At 39.7% G+C, this 15,348-nt stretch carries 20 protein-coding genes and 1 pseudogene; 17 read left to right on the top strand and 4 right to left on the bottom strand.

What is annotated here, in order from left to right; genetic code table 11:
- The first annotated feature begins 159 nt into the window (after positions 1 to 159).
- The 13 genes from BUB11_RS14405 to BUB11_RS14350 all read left to right on the top strand — a co-directional run bounded on the left by BUB11_RS14405 (position 160) and on the right by BUB11_RS14350 (position 10,561).
- Positions 160 to 2,061 (top strand): HD domain-containing protein, encoded by a 1,902-nt coding sequence (locus tag BUB11_RS14405; RefSeq protein WP_073030467.1) that lies wholly within the window; start codon positions 160 to 162, stop codon positions 2,059 to 2,061.
- A gap of 12 nt (positions 2,062 to 2,073) precedes the next feature.
- Positions 2,074 to 2,289, top strand: coding sequence for a hypothetical protein (locus BUB11_RS14400; protein WP_073030466.1), 216 nt, complete (start codon positions 2,074 to 2,076; stop codon positions 2,287 to 2,289).
- Between the two features lie 225 nt (positions 2,290 to 2,514).
- Positions 2,515 to 2,646: a hypothetical protein gene (locus BUB11_RS28805; protein WP_282434004.1), complete on the top strand. Its 132-nt coding sequence runs from the start codon at positions 2,515 to 2,517 to the stop codon at positions 2,644 to 2,646.
- Between the two features lie 330 nt (positions 2,647 to 2,976).
- Positions 2,977 to 3,522: a helix-turn-helix transcriptional regulator gene (locus tag BUB11_RS14395; protein WP_073030465.1), complete on the top strand. Its 546-nt coding sequence runs from the start codon at positions 2,977 to 2,979 to the stop codon at positions 3,520 to 3,522.
- 729 nt (positions 3,523 to 4,251) lie between these two features.
- Positions 4,252 to 4,893 (top strand): DUF7986 domain-containing protein, encoded by a 642-nt coding sequence (locus BUB11_RS14390; protein WP_073030464.1) that lies wholly within the window; start codon positions 4,252 to 4,254, stop codon positions 4,891 to 4,893.
- Between the two features lie 34 nt (positions 4,894 to 4,927).
- Positions 4,928 to 5,281 (top strand): hypothetical protein, encoded by a 354-nt coding sequence (locus BUB11_RS14385; protein WP_073030463.1) that lies wholly within the window; start codon positions 4,928 to 4,930, stop codon positions 5,279 to 5,281.
- Positions 5,282 to 5,307: 26 nt separating this feature from the next.
- Positions 5,308 to 6,057: a DUF6904 family protein gene (locus BUB11_RS14380; RefSeq protein WP_073030462.1), complete on the top strand. Its 750-nt coding sequence runs from the start codon at positions 5,308 to 5,310 to the stop codon at positions 6,055 to 6,057.
- A gap of 420 nt (positions 6,058 to 6,477) precedes the next feature.
- Positions 6,478 to 7,635 (top strand): HAMP domain-containing sensor histidine kinase, encoded by a 1,158-nt coding sequence (locus BUB11_RS14375; RefSeq protein ID WP_073030461.1) that lies wholly within the window; start codon positions 6,478 to 6,480, stop codon positions 7,633 to 7,635.
- Between the two features lie 25 nt (positions 7,636 to 7,660).
- Entirely contained in the window at positions 7,661 to 8,347 is a 687-nt protein-coding gene (locus BUB11_RS14370) for a response regulator transcription factor (protein ID WP_073030460.1), read from the top strand.
- An 83-nt stretch (positions 8,348 to 8,430) separates the two neighbouring features.
- On the top strand, positions 8,431 to 8,673 hold the full coding sequence (locus BUB11_RS14365; RefSeq protein WP_073030459.1) for a 4Fe-4S dicluster domain-containing protein: 243 nt from the start codon (positions 8,431 to 8,433) through the stop codon (positions 8,671 to 8,673).
- Between the two features lie 15 nt (positions 8,674 to 8,688).
- Positions 8,689 to 9,135 (top strand): Fic family protein, encoded by a 447-nt coding sequence (locus BUB11_RS14360; protein WP_242947553.1) that lies wholly within the window; start codon positions 8,689 to 8,691, stop codon positions 9,133 to 9,135.
- A 19-nt stretch (positions 9,136 to 9,154) separates the two neighbouring features.
- Complete coding sequence (locus BUB11_RS14355; protein ID WP_200797926.1) at positions 9,155 to 9,616, top strand: Rpn family recombination-promoting nuclease/putative transposase; 462 nt, start codon at positions 9,155 to 9,157, stop codon at positions 9,614 to 9,616.
- A gap of 189 nt (positions 9,617 to 9,805) precedes the next feature.
- Complete coding sequence (locus BUB11_RS14350) at positions 9,806 to 10,561, top strand: Fic family protein (protein WP_073030458.1); 756 nt, start codon at positions 9,806 to 9,808, stop codon at positions 10,559 to 10,561.
- Positions 10,562 to 10,638: 77 nt separating this feature from the next.
- Here BUB11_RS14350 and BUB11_RS27570 read toward each other — a convergent pair whose 3' ends face one another.
- The 4 genes from BUB11_RS27570 to BUB11_RS14335 all read right to left on the bottom strand — a co-directional run bounded on the left by BUB11_RS27570 (position 10,639) and on the right by BUB11_RS14335 (position 12,630).
- Positions 10,639 to 10,809, bottom strand: coding sequence for a hypothetical protein (locus BUB11_RS27570; RefSeq protein ID WP_159436939.1), 171 nt, complete (start codon positions 10,807 to 10,809; stop codon positions 10,639 to 10,641).
- A gap of 38 nt (positions 10,810 to 10,847) precedes the next feature.
- Positions 10,848 to 11,534, bottom strand: coding sequence for a Crp/Fnr family transcriptional regulator (locus BUB11_RS14345; RefSeq protein WP_073030457.1), 687 nt, complete (start codon positions 11,532 to 11,534; stop codon positions 10,848 to 10,850).
- Positions 11,535 to 11,665: 131 nt separating this feature from the next.
- Positions 11,666 to 11,977 carry a pyridoxamine 5'-phosphate oxidase family protein gene (locus BUB11_RS14340; RefSeq protein WP_014902319.1) on the bottom strand — a complete coding sequence of 104 codons (312 nt, stop codon included), beginning with the start codon at positions 11,975 to 11,977 and terminating at the stop codon, positions 11,666 to 11,668.
- Positions 11,978 to 12,030: 53 nt separating this feature from the next.
- The gene (locus BUB11_RS14335) at positions 12,031 to 12,630 is read right to left on the bottom strand and encodes a DUF1638 domain-containing protein (protein WP_073030456.1); all 600 of its coding nucleotides are present in this window, start codon (positions 12,628 to 12,630) and stop codon (positions 12,031 to 12,033) included.
- Between the two features lie 401 nt (positions 12,631 to 13,031).
- On the opposite strand from BUB11_RS14335, the gene BUB11_RS14330 reads away from it, so the two are divergent.
- From BUB11_RS14330 to BUB11_RS14310, 4 genes and pseudogenes are all read left to right on the top strand, one after another.
- The gene (locus BUB11_RS14330) at positions 13,032 to 13,430 is read left to right on the top strand and encodes a plasmid pRiA4b ORF-3 family protein (protein ID WP_073030455.1); all 399 of its coding nucleotides are present in this window, start codon (positions 13,032 to 13,034) and stop codon (positions 13,428 to 13,430) included.
- A gap of 887 nt (positions 13,431 to 14,317) precedes the next feature.
- A pseudogene (locus BUB11_RS14320) lies at positions 14,318 to 14,545 on the top strand (DUF3102 domain-containing protein); the annotation flags it as partial.
- A 154-nt stretch (positions 14,546 to 14,699) separates the two neighbouring features.
- A complete protein-coding gene (locus tag BUB11_RS14315) occupies positions 14,700 to 14,888 on the top strand; it encodes a type II toxin-antitoxin system HicA family toxin (protein WP_073030597.1) in 189 nt (62 codons plus the stop codon).
- 52 nt (positions 14,889 to 14,940) lie between these two features.
- On the top strand, positions 14,941 to 15,345 hold the full coding sequence (locus tag BUB11_RS14310) for a type II toxin-antitoxin system HicB family antitoxin (protein ID WP_073030454.1): 405 nt from the start codon (positions 14,941 to 14,943) through the stop codon (positions 15,343 to 15,345).
- Positions 15,346 to 15,348 lie beyond the last annotated feature (3 nt).

Below are 15,348 nucleotides of genomic sequence, written 5' to 3'. Positions count from 1 at the left end.
AAATACATTAATGCTAGGGAAAATGCTCATAAAGCGAGAGCCTTGAGATTCACTAAGATCAATGACTAATTTTATTCAACTGACTAGAGGATAATTAAATATTACGTAGAAGTTATATCTTTATTGAGAAACGTTACGATCCGAGGAGGGGTTAGTCACTTGAATTCTAGTAAGAAGATTAACCAAATATCAGATTCGTTACATGGAACAATACTATTGAGCAATATCGAAAAAAATATTATTTCAACACAAGCTTTTAACAGGTTGCATAATGTTTTGCAAAACTCTACTGCATATTTAACATTTCCGTCCAATAAGACTAAGCGTTTCGAACATTCGCTTGGGACCATGCACTTGGGAAGCATGATGTATTATCATAGTATTATTAATGCAAATGAGGAAATCAGAGATTCTTTTTTTTCATCCATTAATCAAACTATAAATAATATTATTAGCATTGATGGAACATTTGTCGAGCTGCTTAGGGTTAGCCTTGGAGAAAATTTTGTTGAATTAATTAACTCTTATAAAGATTTTAAGATTGATGATCCACTTTATACTAGGTTAACTCCGAGTGTTATCAAGCCCGAATATGGTTTTTCCTACATATTAGTTCTTCAGGTTGTCAGATTGGCAGCTTTACTACACGATATCGGACATCCCCCTTTTAGCCATATTGCAGAATCTGCTATAAAGGATTTATGGCTTAAAATTATTCAGATTCCCGAGTCAAAAAGAAATGCAAAACATAGACTGTTTCTTGAATCTACTAAGTTTTATGGTGATGATGAGCGTTCACAGCTGCATGAACAAATTGGCCAAAGAATTGCGTCTAGAATGATTAAGTCAATAATAACAATGATGGGAAGCCCCAGTACAGTTTTGGAAGCTCATCTGAAAATTTTTTATTGGTTTGTCGATTACTTTGTAACAAATGTATATTCGGAAAAAAACTCAATATTTTCTGACTTGCATCGTCTTATTGACTCTTCTATTGACTGTGATCGTCTTGATTATATTACAAGAGATATGAGAAACTCAGGTTTTAGTTTTGGAAGTATTGAATATGACCGATTAATTTCATCTATGATTCTTACGAAGAACGGTGAAAATTTTCTGTTTTGCCAGAGTATTACTACTCTTAGTACTGTAGAAGACTTTTTTCAAAGAAGGTGGCAACTTTATAAGAATTTAGTATTCCATCATCGCGTAATAAAAACAGATAATTTACTCCAAAAAGTAATTGTAGCGTTAGGTAATTATTATCTGAACGATGCTAGTAAGCCATTGGTAATAATTAATAATGAAGCATTACCAATGGATATTTCAGGACTTTGGTTAGCGATAAAAGAAGTGGTTTCAAACCAGAAGTATTTTAATGCACTCATTCAATGGGATGACTCATGGCTTTTGACAGTTTTACGTAGAAGTTTTTTTGAGGTATTCCAAAATCAAGAAAGTATTATAAGATATCAAATGGAGGAACTACTTTCCAATAGAAAATATTATAGATCAATGATTAAAAGAATGGACGCATTCCTTGAAGTTGATAAAATAGTTGCTCGGAATTTCGTAATTAACGTAGATAATATATTAAATACACTTGGTGAGTCTTGGAAGCCTTTGCTTGAAAAATTAAATGAACAGATAAAAAACTATCAACAAGAATTCTTAGTAAATGGTTTTTTTCTAGTAAATCTAAAAACATTTTTTGCAACACTAGGGCAAGAGAATGTTTTCTATGATACTATAGAAAAAACAATTGAAGAAATAACATGTCGGCATGGAACTTTAGACTGTGTAGTGGTTTTTAACAAAAAACTTAAAACAGGGTTAGAAAAATATCCTCCATTTCTTTGTCAGGCTGAGAAGTTAGTTAAACTTGAAGAGGTGTCTCGTTTAAAGACTGATTTAACTCTTAGCCATAGAGCATTTCCGTTATTTTTTATATACATTATGGAAAGTGAGCCTTTAGATCATGCAAGTTATCTGAACGAAATCGGAAATGGATTAGCAGGCTCCCTTAAAACATTGATGGAAAAGTTTGAAAATAAATCTTAAGGAGAGATTGATATGTCACCTATTACTGAAACACCAAATTATAAAGTTTCAAATGTTGTATTATCGCAAAAAAGGCCTTTTACCATCTCTGAAGTTGAACTTGAGTTACGCCGTATGGGTAACGAATTGCAACAAGAGCTTATTAAGAAGATCCTCGACAGGTTGAATGATAATGGAGTAGTTGTTAAAAATGGTGGGAGTTATTCTTTATCCATCTATGATTTTTAAAATAATTTTCGGAATGCATTGGGTATTTGGAAGTAACAGTTACCTCTCTCGAACCACACGAGAGAGGTTTTTGTATATTAACAAAAAAATATTAAGTTAGTCTCGGGTTCGACAGTCCGTAGGCACGAGAGTGCCTCAAAATTTCGTGGACAATTGGACAGAGGAACACGATATATTAGAACTTCTAATATTGCTGAAATATAAAATTTCATTTTTCACGAGCTAATGGATGAATCTACCGTGTACACGGTTTTTGAGGTGCTCAACAGCAGAGGTTTAGAGGTCGATTGGATAGATAAGTGTAAAAGTATGTTAATGGGAATTGATTTTGAACGATTCAAAATCATTGAAGATTAGAATTTTATGCCGAACTAAGAAGAAATTTCTGGATAATAAATATGGTAATCTTGAACTGAAGTTCAAGCTTCAGTTCCGAGATAGGTAAGATTGCTTTGCGCCAACCCCCAACGATAAAATATGTGAAATAATCATACAGAGATTGATACAATCTAATGATTGCCGAAGGTCGATACCGCTTGCGGGGTAAGTTTTGTTGGGCCGGTATCCCCCTAGGTTATCATTTTACAGACGAGCGCAACTTCAAGTTGCGCAAAGCGAATTCAGGTTTTAGACACCGTGATAATACTCCCATACAATATAGATAAAGAATGAGGGGTACACAGCAGCATGTATTTCAGAGAAAAATTAAAACAGCGCAGAGAAGAAAAAGAACTGACTCAGGAAGATGTGGCAGCGTTCGTTGGCGATGACTTCAGCAGACAGTCTGTTTCGAAATGGGAACGAGGCGATGCATATCCTGAAGTGGATAAATTATTAGTCCTGTCGGTCAAACTGGATATCTCACTTGAGGAGTTGTTCTCTGATGAATTGGCATATTTGCGAAAGAAAAAAACACTATGGAGTCGTTTTGAAAGCAACCCCGTTAGAGAAAATCGCCGACCCTTGATCAAAGGTATCGGTAACTCTACGACATTGCTTTTGATGTTGAGGATAAAAACAGGACTTTGGTTTGCTGTCATTGACCGAGACAGTTGCTACTACTCGGCGGAACGTCTAACGGGTTGTCATATATTGTCGGTCCGCGCAGGTTCCAGGTACCTATGCGAAACGACAACATATGACAACCCTCAAGCATGTTTCGCCGAATACAAGTTCACAACACTATCATGGGCCTATGTCCGTGTACACGAAGGCAGGACTTTTGTTATATAAATCATTTGGGAAATTATGATATTGCACTAAAATCCTTGGTATGAGCGGGATTGAGAAGTATCTGTTCTTTTTAGGGTGACGAAATGTGTGCGGGAATATAGTTGTTGAATGGCAGGTCGTCCATTTTAGGGGATGCCTGTTTTGGTTTTATTCGAATAATTACGCGTATATTAAAGAGGAAATCGAGAGAAATATGTGGAAGTAATAATGGAGTGTTTTCAGACAATGCTGCCGTAAACCGAATGTGTTTTAGTAAAACTTGTTATCGTCAAACTTGCTAGTTTTAAACGAGTAACCTTCTAAAAAGCAGATAGCCAAAGTGAATAAATTCAGAGTACAAGTAGGAAATATTGTGATATAAGGAAGTAGCTTTAGGTTGATGGAACGCCGTGTGAATACGAAAGTTTCGTGCACGGTGTGGAGCAGGGGAAAAAGTGGAGATCATATCAAAGCTTTACCTATTGCTATCGGAGGCAAGTGGAAGCCATGATATGAGCGGGTTTGAGAAGTGTATGTTCTTTTTATAGTGTATGCGGGAACATAATATTTTGGTATGATAAAGGGCATTTGCTGGATCATTTCGGCAGGTGCTTTTTAATACTCGTAGATTACAGAATGCAGACTAGAAATATGTTTCTATGCATGAGAAAATAGAGTAGGATTGAGGATTGAGGATTGAGCAAGGAAATATAAAATGTTAATAGCAAATTGAGCGAGGAGCAATTAGAGATGGACTTAAAGGAGAAATATATAAGCTACCGGAAGAGACTAGTTGAAATTCATATGCAGATTTTAAAAGAATTTGTAAATGGGGAGGACTACCTGAAAGCTGCTTCAATTTTAGGAATTCTGGACAAGAATAATAGAGTCGTTATTGAATCTACTTCCGAAAACGATGCCATTTATGATTTTAACATATATGGAAGCGTTAGAAATGGCAGCAATGCATTTTCTGAGTACATAAATAAATATCCACCTAGCAGCAAAGTGGATGAAGAGCTATTGATAGCAATGAAAAAATCTGATATAGGACTGTATAAAATAGCCGACCATGCTCAAGAGAATGAAATAATCATGCTCAGTGATGTAATGAAAGAATCTGAACCTATAAAGCTAATCGATATCGGTATGAGAGAAAACTTAAATCCTAATATTTTTCTGGTTACGAGATTGATTAACCTAGACGAGTTCAGTATGACGTCTGGATTAGCGTTTGCATTTGCAATAGATCATAAAGATTATGTGTTGAAAAATTCTCGTAAAAGGATGAAGAAAGTTACAGGTTTCGATGAATCTGTTGCAAAATTTATTGCCTTTTTCATGCTCAATCGGTCGAATGGCTTACCCGTGTTGCTTGAAAAAGTAAAATGATATGGAAGCCAAGACTTTGTAAGGAGTAGAGAATGTGAGCCGAAACCAGATTGAATTATTAACTCTTACTCAACTTAAACAAAAACTCAATGAGCTTTCAAAAGAGGAGGCTATTGAGTTTTTTCTAGAGACACTCAGAGGAGATAAAGAGGTACGGACTTTTGTTTCAATAAAGCTTCAAGGTGAGAAGGCTGTCCTTGAGATAATCAAAGAATATAAGGAGAAAATCAGGAAAGAATTTGATCCACCCAGAGGATCTCCTAAATTGCGGGTAGCAACTGTAAAAACGGCAATTGCTGATATCAATAAGATTGCCAAAGAAACAGAGTGGCCACTTGAATTCTTAGAATTAGGAACAAAAGCTGTTTGTGAAGAAAAAGTAAAATAAGGCTGTTTATAAGGGTAGGTGTGCTAATGTTAAAAGTTTCGGCTACGGAAAATCTAGCTGGAGTAACAATTTCTGGTGATCAAAGCGACTTTGAAACCCTTTATGATTCACTCCACGAAATAGTAGGTGACGAAGAAGATCATCCTTACCATGAGGGCACGCGGTTACGTGTTCTCGGGGTTTGCTATGACCTTCGTCATGCCCTGATGGGTGACAGGAAAATCATATTTGTGGAAAACGGGATGGACACAGAAAAGATGAAGCGCATGGGAATGATCACCCATGATAAGAATGTCTATCTCTCCATAAATGTAATATGGCCTGAAATGCTTTTTGTCCTTATGGCATTAAACGATTTCTGTCGCTTTCATGCGTACAAGCTGACAAAGAAGAGATACGATATGATGTCAGATAAATCAGTAATCTGGGATCATAACATTGTGCAGATTCGGTTGTTTCAGGCGGAGGTAGCAAAATGCCTTCAGGAAACCGTTGAGGGAAAAACCTATACTAGGATGGTCAATATGATGATCAAGGACTATGCATGGCTAGAAAATTATATAACACAATACTTAGACGTTTTGAATGTAAGATACTTGGGTATGGACAAGTCTAAAAGGCTGAAAAACCTTTCAATAATGGCTAAACGCTTAACTGAAAAGGGCGATGAGTACAGATCTATTGAAAGAACCATACTTGAGGCGGCTAAGGAGTATAATCGTAGCCCTGAGGATATCAGTCTTAAATTAGAGTACCCAGAACAAATTGATTGGTAGCATTTATATAGTAGTTTTGAGTATTAGGGGCATCTGCAAAATTAAGCAGATGCTTTTACTCTTTAGACTACTCGGCGGAACGTCTAACAGGCTGTCATATATTGTCGTTCCGCGCAGGTTCCAGGTACCTATGCGAAACGACAATATATGATTGCCCTCAAGCATGTTTCGCCGAATACTGATTCTGTTCAAGTTCAATTTTCCTCAAAAATACCTTGATATAGACCATCAAATAGATTAAATCGTATATGTGTGGAAAATAAAACTCCTATCCAACATAAATTTTTTATAAAGTTTTTAAAATTGCTTTATAGTATATTTAAAACTATGAATTAAAATAAAAACATGAGAACAGCAAGAGCGGTTTAGGATAAAGGGAAAAACAATGTTAAAAATTATCAAGGAAGAAGGTGAACAAAGTTGAGATCAAACCATGATTTTCGTAAGTTTTATCATCGGCTTCATCAGGAAAAGTTGCATCATGAGAAATATCGTCATTTGAAGCACGGGGAATTCCCGGACTGGAATTACGAGGAATTCCGCAGCATGCGCAGATCCATGAAGTTTTTCCGCCCCATCGGTTTCCTTTTAACTCTGTTTCTTTTATTCCTGCTGTACTATTGGATGGGACTGAAGGCCATCGGCGTAATTTTTGCACTTATCCTTATTACCAAGGAAATGGTCCACTTTATCTTTTACCAGCGCTTGGAAAAGAAGGTCTTTAAGCCGATCGAACAGCTGAAGAATGGATTCACCGAAATCGGCCAAGGCAATTATAATGTGTCGATTCAGCCAGAGGTTCAAAATGAGTTTGCGCAGTTAATTCATTCATTTAATGAGATGGCCCTTAAACTCCAGGAAAGCGAACGAATCAATCAGGAGTATGAGGAAAACAGAAAGAATTTGGTCGCGAACATTTCTCATGATTTAAAAACGCCGATCACGTCGATTCAGGGCTACCTGGAAATGATCATGGAGGGATATGTTACCCAGCCGGAGCAACTGAATCCGTACCTGAAGACCATTTACAGTAATACCGTGTATATGAACAAGCTGATTGATGACCTGTTTTTATTCTCAAAACTGGATATGGACAAATTAAATATGAATTATGAAATACTGAACATCCAAGCCTACCTGGAAGATTTGGCAATTGAACTGAAGTTTGAATTTGAAGAAAAGCAACTTGAGTTTTCCTACCGGGATCAGACAGACCAGGATTATCCGGTCAGGATTGACGGGAAACGGGTCTATCAGGCAATCAGGAATATCGTGGACAATGCTGTGAAATATGGTCCGGAGCAGGATTTAAAAGTGGTCATGGAGTTATCTAAGCAGGAGGAGTATGTTTGCATCAATATCGCAGACAATGGTCCGGGAATTCCGGCCGACCGGCTCCCGCACATCTTTGACCGATTTTACCGGATTGACCTTGAACGTTCCAAGGATTTTGTGAGTACAGGGCTGGGGCTGGCGATTGCCAAAGAGCTGATTGAGGCTCAGGGAGGAAAAATAACGGTTGTCAGTATCAGCGGGGAAGGGTCCCGTTTTACAATTAAGCTGCCTGTTCAGAAATAGAGGTCATGAAAGTGGGTGGGAGATCATGAAAAGTGTCCTGATCGTTGAGGATGATTTAAATATTGCGGAGATGGAGCGGGATTACCTGCAGCTAAACGGCTATAAGGTGGACATCGTTATGGATGGGGAGGCAGGGTTACAGAAAACTCTCACCGGGGTCTATGACATTCTGATTGTGGATTTGATGCTGCCGCAAAAAGATGGTTTTACGATTATCAAAGAAGTCCGGCGGAAGCTGGAGATTCCGATTATCGTTCTGTCGGCCAGGAGTGAGGATATTGATAAAATCAGGGGACTGGATTATGGGGCCGATGATTATCTGACCAAGCCTTTCAGTCCAGCGGAGCTGATGGCCCGCATCAAATCCCATTTAAACCGCTATGAACGCTTGACGGGCAGGAATTCAGCTCTGGAAATCATCAATTACCGCGGGCTGGAAATCAATACAGCCGCCCATAAAGTCTATGTCAACGGCAAAGAAGTGCAGCTCACGGCCAAGGAATACGAACTCTTGCTCTTTTTCGCCACCAATCCCAACCTGGTGTTCAGTAAGGAGCACCTTTTCGATAAGCTTTGGAGTGCGGAATACTATGGTGATCTGGCAACTGTGGCCGTTCATATCCAAAAGATCAGGAAGAAGATTGAAAAAGATCCGGCCAATCCGGAATATATAGAGACCCTCTGGGGAACCGGTTACCGCTTTAATTCCTGAAGACTTATAAGTTCAAGTTATCAATCGTGCATCTAATGAGCATTAAAAGAAAAAGTGCAAAGTAGTCATAGGAGTGTTGATTTATGAGTGTAAACGTTAATTTGAATCGCTGCGATGGCTGTGGTGTCTGTGTCAGCAAATGTCCGGCTAAGGTACTGGCCTTAAAAGAAATCAAGCAGGAGGACTATGACCGGCTTGGTATGTTTGGGAGATTGAAAATCAAAGTTAAGGGTAATTCAAGAGCTTATGTCATTAAGGCATCGGCCTGCACCCAGTGTGGAAAATGTCAGATTAACTGCCATGAGCGGGCGATTAAAGTAGGGTGAATCTCCTAACCCCTAATGTCAAAGGAGCATGTGCGCCTACGTTTTAAACGTTTGGTGACATGCTCCTGGAAGTCGGTATTTCATTGGCTTCCGGTAGAAACCCTGATTCACGAACGCCAAAACGAATATTATGAAGTGCTGGCTGTTGCGGATAAAGCCGCAGATTCCACTGCCTTTATTGAATTTATGCTTAGGGTAATTCGCGATGCTTTGCGGGAGCTTATTCAAACCGAACAAGTGCGCGAGCAAGTCACCGAACAAGTTCAACGCCTGATGATGGCCTTGGGGAGTGAAACGCTTTCGGCAAAAGAGCTTTTAGAACGGCTCAGACTTAAACACCGTCCTACTTTGAGCAATAACTATTTGCGTCCGGCCTTGGAACTTGGGTTGATCGAAATGACTGTGCCGGATAAGCCAAATAGCAGCAGGCAGAAATACCGGGCAATTAAGAACATAACATAGACGGAAGGTTTTAGCGAAGCTGGCTGCTGCACGTGGAATACACTTCATAGAACTACCAAAACTTCTCGTAAAATGGAGAGAAAGGCTGGTAAGTCCATGGGAGGACGTGCTTGCACGCTGGTTATTTCTTTTAGAAGGCTCAGAGAACGAGGAAATTTTGAAGACACTGGAGGAGATTGCAATGCAAGACCCAGTGTTGAATCAAGCGATGGACGAATGGGAAAAGTCAAGCGATGATCCAAAGATACGCGAAGAATATTATGATAGGCGCAAGGCAGTTCTTGATGAAATGGCTGCGGTTAGAGAGGCTGAACTGAGGTTACGAGAGGCAATAAGGCAAAGTAAAAAAGAAGGCAGAGAAGAAGGCAGAGAAGAGGAAAAAAAGAAAGTAACAAAAAAACTTCTTAAGAAGGGTATGGATTTCAAGTCAATCTCCGACATTACAGGTATGTCCGAAGAGGAGATAAAGAATTTAAGATGACACCAATCCATGGCAGTTTAGACCGAAGAGCGCTCAATTAAGGGTGCTCTTTTTCGATTTAATGATTCGCAATTGCAGTAACATACCTGCGAATATTTAACCATATTATGTTGACACCAAAAGGCGATGAAACGGAGTAAAAATATGGTATAATTAATATGGGAGATTATACAGTAAGAGGTTACGTTCATGAAGCAACGCCTATTGGGACAATTGCTGGAAGAAAAGGAAATGAAGCTCAAAGGCGGTCTGTACCATCAGACACAGATCAAGCTTGCATATAATTCTAACAGGATTGAAGGTAGCCGTCTTTCTGAAGATCAGACCCGGTACATTTACGAAACGAATACTGTCAATATGGAACAGGATGAAGCTGCAAGTGTTGATGATATCATTGAAACGGTTAATCACTTTTTCTGTTTTGACTATATGCTTGCTCATGCGGATGAGGAACTGACGGAGGAAATGATTAAGGAATTTCACTGGCTCCTGAAACGGAACACATCCGATGAACGCAAGGAATGGTTCCGTGTCGGGGACTACAAGACCAGACCAAACGTGGTCGGCGACATGAAAACAACGGCATCCTCAAAAGTCAGCAGGGAAATTCAAAAACTGCTTACTGATTATCATCAAAAAAAGGACATTATAATAGAGAATATAGTAGATTTCCATTACAAATTTGAAAGCATACATCCTTTTCAGGATGGTAATGGACGGGTGGGCCGTATCATCATGTTTAAAGAGTGCCTGAAGAATGATATCCTGCCTTTTATCATTGACTATGAATATAAGCTTTTTTATTATCGTGGTTTGAAAGAATACAAAACAGAAAAAGGGTACTTAATGGATACCTGCCTGTCTGCACAGGATCAATATGAGAAGATGGTCGCGTATTTTTTCCCGGATTTCAGCCAAGCAGTTCCGGACATGAAACAGTTATAATTAACAAACATAATACTTTTTGAATCATACCTTGCCGTCAAGGCCCCACCAGCTTAAGCGGCCCCTTTGTGTAAGCGTTATGCTCCGCTTGAAATTCTTTCAATCGGTTGGTTGCGCTGTTCATCATAGATAACCTCCGCCAATTTTGTCAAAAAGGATTTACCGATAAATGAAGCGACAGGGATGTAACTATCCGGCGCGCCACAAGGAATATTTAATGTGCTGGTTGTGAAGATAAAAATTCTCACGCCAACGCATCTTATTTTTGAGTTAAAGAGTAGTTACATTATTCGAAGGTATTAATACTGATGCAAGGGTCGTTTTTCAAGACGAAATATCTTTTTTCCCGGTCAATTATATTAGCGGCTTTAAACTCTTTAAGTGCCTTAATGACCATAATACGCGAAGAGCCGATCATATCGGCTAATTCTTGCTGGGTGATTTTTAGATCTATCAAAGTTGAGGTCGGCCTTTCTTGTCCATATTGTTCAGCTAAACGATAAAAAAGTTGCAACAATCTCTCTTTAACGGGTAATCCGGATTCTTTTCCTAATTTCAACATGGTTTCATAACGTTTTTGCCCTAAGTAGCCAATAATCCTCAGGGCAAACGAAGGATCTTGTTTGATTAACCCTTCAAATTGGAGTTTACTGAAACAGCATATGCAAACCTCTTCCATAGCTATGGCGCTTGAGTGCTCATTTTGTTCTTGATATAAGGACAATTCACCTAAGACTTCACCGGGGCCGCATACATCCAGTATTGTTTCATGGCCATCCTCGGCAGTTTGTACGAGTTTCAGCTTACCCGATTTTATTAGGTATAGGGTACTTGTTGCCTCTCCTTGACGAAAAAGGTAGTGTCCTCTGGACAATCTCTTTCTATTCGTACATTGACACAAGTTAGTAAATTGATCTCGTTCTAGTCCCTGAAATAGGTCCAATTGCTGCAGACAGATAATGCAATGCTTCATACTTTTCCTCCTCATGCATAATAAGGGTTGCTAAAATAGAGTGTATCAGAAAAATGTCCAACAATACTAAAACCTGAAATGCACAATAATCCCGCCTGTCATAAGCGGGATTATTGTACATTCAGGAGATTCTACAGAAGCACCTCTGCCTTTTCTGCCTTAAATAAAACCAGTTTCTCTTCTATGCATGCTTTGCCTGTGAGCCTGTAGCCTTTGGGGCCACCTTCCATCGTTGCTATTACAACCTGCATCATTCCGTTATCTTTGATGTTTTGTTGAGTGACCTCCATCTTGTAGATACCAAACCCTAGTATATCAGCTTCTCTTATTTCTGCTACTTTTCCTACTACGATCATGTGCGGTTCTCCATGGACAGAAGCAGTAGTGATGGGAATAAACGGAGCCTTTGATATTACATCTTTAATTTCTTGAGTTATAACCATTAAACTCACTCCTTTAAACTTTTTTTGCGTATTTAACCGATGTTAGTAAGAATTTACTTGACTAATGCTTTCTCTAGCGTTTCAATCACACTCTTTTTAAAAACTGCCAAATCAATATTTTCAATTTCGATTGGTACCTGTGTATATTCGAAAAAATCCAAGATAGCCTCATCCTTGAACTCGGATACTCCAGTGTCTAGGAGCAAGATTTTATCGTAGAAACCAAAATTCTGCCTAGCATCAATTTCGTCCCAGCCTTGTCCCTGACTGAAAATTTCCCGCCAGTTCTGCAACCAACCTTGAGTAATGTAAAATATCTTATCCGATTTTTCTAGCTCATTCTGTCTCTCCTTACCTAAAATCAATTCAATACAATTCCTAGGTTCCAACTTGATAACATTGTATTCTTCTATGAACTCGTTCATCTCAGGATGGCACATAGAGCCGAAAAAGAGGACTGCTTGTTCTTCCGTCGCATTATTATTTAAAGCCTCGGTGATGGCATCTTTCAGTTTATCATAGTCTACATGCAGAGCCGGTGCTGTGTAGATAACTTTAAACTCAGCATCAGATTCACATTCAGTTCTTATTTCCTCTAGAACTCGCTCAAGCTCCAGTTGGAATATGCCGCAGGCAACTATACGCACCTCCATATTAATATCACCTCTTCTCTGAGCTGCGTTATCCTCTAGTCACTAGATCCAACAAGTTAACTCGTCTTATGTAATCTTAACATGGGGTAAAAAAGAAGAATGTTAAATAATTAACAAAAATCAAAATAGTTGAATAGTCTTGGCAAAGAGCGAAAAAGTGAAAACAAACCAGAGTATGTCTCTTTTAAAGATGGGAATTAGAGATACATTGGGTCATGGGGGAGGGCACCGAATATTCACTCCATATTACTAAAGTATTCCCACTCGATTTGACTCTACTGTATATATCCCTGACCTATTACTATGTGGTTCAACTCGGTTAAACGGATCCTGAAATGAAACTGGGCGATCATATGTTACAATTGTGATCATGACGATGATGAGGAGGAGCAGTATTAGAAATGGCAGAGTCTTACATCTTGAAAGTCAGTTTAGGGAGGGGCCAGTGGCGGCGAATTCAGATTCCTGCCGACGCAACCTTGCACAAATTCCATCAAATCATTCAGCGTGGCTTTGGACTGAATGATGATCATCTCTATGCTTTTTTCATGGATAATAAAGCATGGTCCCGTAATGGAGAGACCTATTGGTCCCCTGGCAATGATAGGGGGCCCTTTGCCGATAAAGTAAAGTTACTCCGGCTTAACCTGATGCCGAAGCAAAAATTTCTTTATCTATTTGATTTCGGAGAGGAGTGGAGATTTACCGTCACTTTTGAGAAGAGCGCAGAAGAAGTGGCGGCAGCTAAAGTGATCGCCGGGAAGGGAGAACTCTTGGAACAATATCCAGAGGGGGAGTAAGAATAATGTAAGTGCAAGATCATTTGGTTAAAGAGAAGCGCCCTTATCTCGCTTTTTTAGTGAGAAAAGGGCGCTCTTGACTTTTCGGCGTGCTGCTTAAGCCCTACCTCGCTTCAAATTCGATCCGCAGGCTGGGATCTGTTTCCTTCACGTCAATAATAGTATTATATTTTCCAATAACCTCCGCCAGTTTTGTCAAAAAATATTTTTACCTATAAATGAAGCGACAGGAAGCGCCACGGCGTCTCCCATAGCTTTATAACCGTCGTTGTTAGTACCGGGAAGGATGTGTAACTATCCGGGCGCGCCCATCAGACGGGCGGCCTCGCGTGGGGATATTAGTCTCGCGTGCAGGACTCCATCTTTTTTGACAATCAAAAACTGTTTGCTGCTGCCGCCTTCCGGTGTCCTCAGGCAACCGGCTATTTCGTCAAAACGGAGTTCTAAACACTGTTTTCCGTGCCTTGTGCGACGATAACCCGTTGCCACAATCTCGTCAATTCATCCAGTTTTTTCTGATGATGCGGTGACTTCAAAAAAGCTATAATTAGAAATAGGTGGAAATTGAAAAGTCGCCGTGACCTGAAAGTGTTGGAGCCCTTCCAGGCACGAGCAGGTGAGTTGGCACCTACACGTAACAGACTGTCCACGACGACATTTTTATTATATAATGCTGCCCGTCATGATCTTAGCCGGAATTGTCACCAGATTCCCAATTTTGGAAGGTGCCTTGCCAGGTTCATAGCCAAGCCTTCACCATTCGAAACCCGCCTGCGTATGCTGTCATTAAAGCTATTAAAAAGGCGGGAATCAAAATGGATGAACCCAGCACTGAACGTACGCCCCTGGTCATCGCGGCTGAGATTAATAAGATTAAACAAGAGATGTATGAAGAAAGATGCACTGCTTGCTGCCAAACTATCGCAGATGCCTTCCAGGAGTTGCTGGAAACCCTCGGTCAACTGGCCAGACTTGATCCGGCGGTGAAGGAGAAATGCAGCAAAGACGCGAGCCAGCTTGTTGAGTATATGGTCGAAAGGCTTAAAGAGTGGCCGCCTGTTCCCAAGACGAATATGAGGACGGTTGAAACGTATGCCACTCATGAAAGGTGGTAAATTATCCTCACTTAAAAAGAGTTTCTAAGGGGGCTCTTTTTAAGTTTTTCCCGCTCGATTCTCGCGGCTTTTAATATAATAAATGAATTACGCATCAAACATATTGATAATACGTAAAATACGTATTATAATTATCAGAAGGCAGGTGATGCTAATGAAACGACGGGACCTAGTAAAAAAGCTTGAATCCGCTGGGTGGTACCTTAAACGTCACGGTGACGAACATGACATATACAAACACGACAACCCAGTTGGAACAAGAAACTCCGTACAAGTCCCAAGACACCGAGAAATTAACGAAGTAACAGCAAAGCAAATCCTAAAAGATGCAGGGCTGAAATAAACCCTCATCTCAAGGATCTATATAGATAAAAAATAATAAAGGAGGCAACGCTATGGTTTGCGTTTTTCCCGCTATATTTACGCCCACAGAAAATGGATATGCTATACGGTTTCCTGATTTGCCCGGAACCAATAGTCAGGGCAACGATCTTGCAAACGCTATTTATATGGCACGTGATGCCTTAGCGACTTGGTTAGATTATCTCATAGACGAAAATGAGGTCATCCCAAATCCGTCAAGGGCAAGGGATATTCCTTTAGATGACGGACAGTTTACGACAATGATAGATATCGATATGACAGCCTATCGCCGGCATAAGAGTTCAAAGGCTGTAAAGAAAACACTATCGATTCCCTCATGGCTTAATGAAGAGGCGGAAGCTCACAATGTGAATTTCTCAGCCATTCTTCAGGAAGCCTTAAAAGAACATTTAGGAATTCAAACAAATCATAAATAATAA

Origin of the sequence: Desulfosporosinus lacus DSM 15449 (assembly GCF_900129935.1) — a bacterium.
In the GTDB taxonomy this organism is placed as follows: Bacteria; Bacillota; Desulfitobacteriia; order Desulfitobacteriales; family Desulfitobacteriaceae; genus Desulfosporosinus; species Desulfosporosinus lacus.
This window is presented reverse-complemented; position numbering and strand designations above follow the sequence as displayed.

Bases quoted from the DNA above. Each gene is read 5' to 3' on its own strand.
- BUB11_RS14400 (WP_073030466.1), top strand. From the start codon at position 2,074: ATGTCACCTATTACTGAAACACCAAATTATAAAGTTTCAAATGTTGTA.
- BUB11_RS14335 (WP_073030456.1), bottom strand. From the start codon at position 12,630: ATGGAGGTGCGTATAGTTGCCTGCGGCATATTCCAACTGGAGCTTGAG.
- BUB11_RS14350 (WP_073030458.1), top strand. From the start codon at position 9,806: ATGAAGCAACGCCTATTGGGACAATTGCTGGAAGAAAAGGAAATGAAG.
- BUB11_RS14390 (WP_073030464.1), top strand. From the start codon at position 4,252: ATGGACTTAAAGGAGAAATATATAAGCTACCGGAAGAGACTAGTTGAA.
- BUB11_RS14310 (WP_073030454.1), top strand. From the start codon at position 14,941: ATGGTTTGCGTTTTTCCCGCTATATTTACGCCCACAGAAAATGGATAT.
- BUB11_RS14395 (WP_073030465.1), top strand. From the start codon at position 2,977: ATGTATTTCAGAGAAAAATTAAAACAGCGCAGAGAAGAAAAAGAACTG.
- BUB11_RS14345 (WP_073030457.1), bottom strand. From the start codon at position 11,534: ATGAAGCATTGCATTATCTGTCTGCAGCAATTGGACCTATTTCAGGGA.
- BUB11_RS14370 (WP_073030460.1), top strand. From the start codon at position 7,661: ATGAAAAGTGTCCTGATCGTTGAGGATGATTTAAATATTGCGGAGATG.
- BUB11_RS14340 (WP_014902319.1), bottom strand. From the start codon at position 11,977: ATGGTTATAACTCAAGAAATTAAAGATGTAATATCAAAGGCTCCGTTT.
- BUB11_RS14365 (WP_073030459.1), top strand. From the start codon at position 8,431: ATGAGTGTAAACGTTAATTTGAATCGCTGCGATGGCTGTGGTGTCTGT.
- BUB11_RS14315 (WP_073030597.1), top strand. From the start codon at position 14,700: ATGAAACGACGGGACCTAGTAAAAAAGCTTGAATCCGCTGGGTGGTAC.
- BUB11_RS14380 (WP_073030462.1), top strand. From the start codon at position 5,308: ATGTTAAAAGTTTCGGCTACGGAAAATCTAGCTGGAGTAACAATTTCT.
- BUB11_RS14330 (WP_073030455.1), top strand. From the start codon at position 13,032: ATGGCAGAGTCTTACATCTTGAAAGTCAGTTTAGGGAGGGGCCAGTGG.
- BUB11_RS28805 (WP_282434004.1), top strand. From the start codon at position 2,515: ATGGATGAATCTACCGTGTACACGGTTTTTGAGGTGCTCAACAGCAGA.
- BUB11_RS14360 (WP_242947553.1), top strand. From the start codon at position 8,689: ATGTCAAAGGAGCATGTGCGCCTACGTTTTAAACGTTTGGTGACATGC.